This is a genomic window from Streptomyces sp. NRRL B-24085 (assembly GCF_001282115.1).
Classification (GTDB): domain Bacteria; phylum Actinomycetota; class Actinomycetes; order Streptomycetales; family Streptomycetaceae; genus Streptomyces.
The window spans coordinates 1-3,159 of the sequence record NZ_LJBR01000540.1 but is presented as its reverse complement, the minus strand read 5'-3'; the positions used below and the strand labels follow the sequence as shown (position 1 = coordinate 3,159).

Annotated in this window: 2 protein-coding genes and 1 pseudogene; all 3 read right to left on the bottom strand. The window is 68.9% G+C overall.

What is annotated here, in order from left to right; all coding sequences use genetic code 11:
* Positions 1-194: pseudogene (locus AOJ26_RS38955) on the bottom strand (hypothetical protein); the annotation flags it as partial.
* A gap of 52 nt (positions 195-246) precedes the next feature.
* On the bottom strand, positions 247-825 hold the full coding sequence (locus AOJ26_RS38950) for a TerD family protein (protein ID WP_053853069.1): 579 nt from the start codon (positions 823-825) through the stop codon (positions 247-249).
* A gap of 130 nt (positions 826-955) precedes the next feature.
* Positions 956-3,091 (bottom strand): excinuclease ABC subunit UvrB, encoded by a 2,136-nt coding sequence (gene uvrB, locus AOJ26_RS38945; protein WP_053853070.1) that lies wholly within the window; start codon positions 3,089-3,091, stop codon positions 956-958.
* Positions 3,092-3,159: the final 68 nt, after the last annotated feature.

Here is a 3,159-nt window from a genome sequence, read left to right as displayed (position 1 = left end):
CGGCCGCCTGCCGGGAGACCTCGTCCCGGCAGGGTGGGCGCGCCCGGGTGCAGGACCCACTCCACGCCGTGCACCCGGCCCTGCTCGTCGCCAAGCGTGGCTCCGGCCACGACCGGCGTGCCGGCCGCGATCCGGATCTCGAGTCGGGCCTGGGAGAGCGGGTGGTTCTGCCCCCGCACCAGCTCGGCCGTCATCGCCTTCTCCCCCCGTGTCGTGGTGTCGGTCGGATGCCGCTCGGCGGGCCGGTTACAGGTGCGGCAGGATCGCCGGCATCAGGTCCTGGAAGGTGCGGCCGTTGGCCGGGGTGCCGAGGGCCGTCATGCTCCAGCCGGAACCCGCCCGGTGCACCTTCGCCATGATCTGGGCGGTGTAGGCGCCACCGCCGGCGAGCGTGTAGCGGGCGAGCTCGTCGCCGTTGGTCTCGTCGACCAGCCGGCAGAAGGCGTTCTGCACCTCCTGGAAGGTCTGACCCGTGAAGGAGTTCACGGTGAAGACGATCTGGTCGATGTGGACCGGGACGCGGGAGAGGTCGACGAGGATCGCCTCGTCGTCCCCGCCCTGGCCGACGCCGCCGACCAGGTTGTCACCGGTGTGCTTGACCGAACCGTCGTCGCTCACCAGGTGGCGGAAGAAGACGACGTCGACGGGCTGCTTGTCCGCGAACAGGACGGCGGAGGCGTCCAGGTCGACCTCCCGCGTGCGCGAGCCGAACAGGCCGCGCCGGGGAGCCGCCTGCCAGCCGAGGCCCATGCGCACCGCGGTCAGGCTGCCTCCGTCGTTCTTCTGCAGACTGATGGCCTGACCCTTGGTCATGTTGACGGTCACGCGCCGAACCCCTCTCGCTGTCCCCTGTTGCCGCGGCCCCCGCGGTTGTCCAGAACCCTACGCAGGGCCGCTGACGGTGACGCACCCCGAAGCGCACTTTGTGTCGGTCTTGCAACACACCGCGATGCGCTCAGGCCAAGCCCGCCTCCTTCATCTGCCGGAGCTCCTTCTTCATCTCGGAGACCTCGTCGCGCAGCCGGGCCGCGATCTCGAACTGGAGATCCGCGGCGGCGGCACGCATGCGGGCCGTCATCTCCTCGATCTGCTCGGCGAGTTCGGCGGCGGGACGGTCGGTCGGGACGGTCTCCTTGGCCTTGCCCTTGGCGGCCTTGGTGCCGGCCGCCTTGCCGCCGAGGGCGGGCACGGGGGCCTTGGCAGGCTTGCCGTCCTTGCTCTTGCGGTAGCCGGAGCCGAGCAGCTGCTCGGTGTCCACGTCCTCGCGGGCGATCTGCGCGACGATGTCGTTGATCTTCTTGCGCAGCGGCTGGGGGTCGATGCCCCGCTCCTTGTTGTACGCGACCTGCTTCTCCCGGCGGCGGTTGGTCTCCTCGATGGCCTTCTCCATCGCCGGGGTGATCTTGTCGGCGTACATGTGGACCTGGCCGGAGACATTGCGCGCGGCGCGGCCGATGGTCTGGATCAGGGAGGTGCCGGAGCGCAGGAACCCCTCCTTGTCGGCATCGAGGATCGCGACCAGGGAGACCTCGGGCAGGTCGAGGCCCTCCCGGAGGAGGTTGATGCCGACCAGGACGTCGAACTCGCCGGAGCGCAGCTCGCGCAGCAGCTCCACGCGGCGCAGGGTGTCGACGTCGCTGTGCAGATAGCGGACCTGGATGCCGAGCTCCAGGAAGTAGTCGGTGAGGTCCTCGGCCATCTTCTTGGTGAGCGTGGTGACCAGGACACGCTCGTCCTTCTCGGTGCGGGAGCGGATCTCGTGCACCAGGTCGTCGATCTGGCCCTCGGTCGGCTTGACGACGACCTCGGGGTCGACCAGGCCGGTGGGGCGGATGATCTGCTCGACGAAGCCGTCCCCGCGCGAGAGCTCGTACTTGCCGGGCGTGGCCGACAGGTAGACGGTCTGGCCGATGCGCTCCGTGAACTCCTCCCACTTCAAGGGGCGGTTGTCCAGGGCGGACGGGAGGCGGAAGCCGTGGTCGACGAGGGTGCGCTTGCGGGAGGCGTCGCCCTCGTACATCGCGCCGATCTGGGGCACGGTGACGTGCGACTCGTCGATGACGAGCAAGAAGTCGTCCGGGAAGTAGTCCAGCAGGGTGTTCGGCGGGGAGCCGGGCAGGCGGCCGTCGAAGTGCATCGAGTAGTTCTCCACGCCGGAGCAGGAGCCGATCTGGCGGAGCATCTCGAGGTCGTAGGTGGTGCGCATCCTCAGGCGCTGGGCCTCCAGGAGCTTGCCCTGCTTCTCCAGTTCGGCCAGGCGCTCCCCGAGCTCCTTCTCGATGTCGTTGACGGCCCGCTCCATGCGCTCGGGGCCCGCGACGTAGTGGGAGGCCGGGAAGACGTAGAGCTGTTCGTCGTCGCTGATGATCTCGCCGGTGAGCGGGTGGAGCGTCGAGAGGGCCTCGATCTCGTCGCCGAACATCTCGATACGGACGGCGAGCTCCTCGTAGACCGGGAAGATCTCGATGGTGTCGCCGCGGACGCGGAAGGTGCCCCGGCTGAAGGCCAGGTCGTTGCGCGTGTACTGGATGTCCACGAAGCGGCGCAGGAGCTGGTCGCGGTCGATCTCGTCGCCGACCCTGAGGGGGACCATGCGGTCCACGTACTCCTGGGGGGTACCGAGGCCGTAGATGCAGGAGACGGAGGCGACCACGACGACGTCGCGGCGGGTGAGCAGCGAGTTGGTCGCGGAGTGGCGCAGCCGCTCGACCTCCTCGTTGATCGAGGAGTCCTTCTCGATGTAGGTGTCCGACTGCGGGACGTAGGCCTCGGGCTGGTAGTAGTCGTAGTACGAGACGAAGTACTCGACGGCGTTGTTCGGCAGCAGCTCCCGGAACTCGTTCGCGAGCTGGGCGGCCAGCGTCTTGTTCGGGGCCATGACGAGGGTGGGGCGCTGGAGCTTCTCGATCATCCACGCGGTGGTGGCGGACTTTCCGGTGCCGGTCGCGCCGAGCAGGACGACGTCCTTCTCACCTGCCTCGATGCGCTTGGCCAGCTCGGCGATCGCCGCGGGCTGGTCGCCGCTGGGCTGGTAGGGGCTGACGACCTCGAAGGGCGCCACCGTACGTTCGATGTGGGAAACGGGCCGCATGGAGTCCACGGTACGACTCCCCACTGACAACGCGGTCGGATCAGGGGGTCCGGGGCGATGGCAGGGGG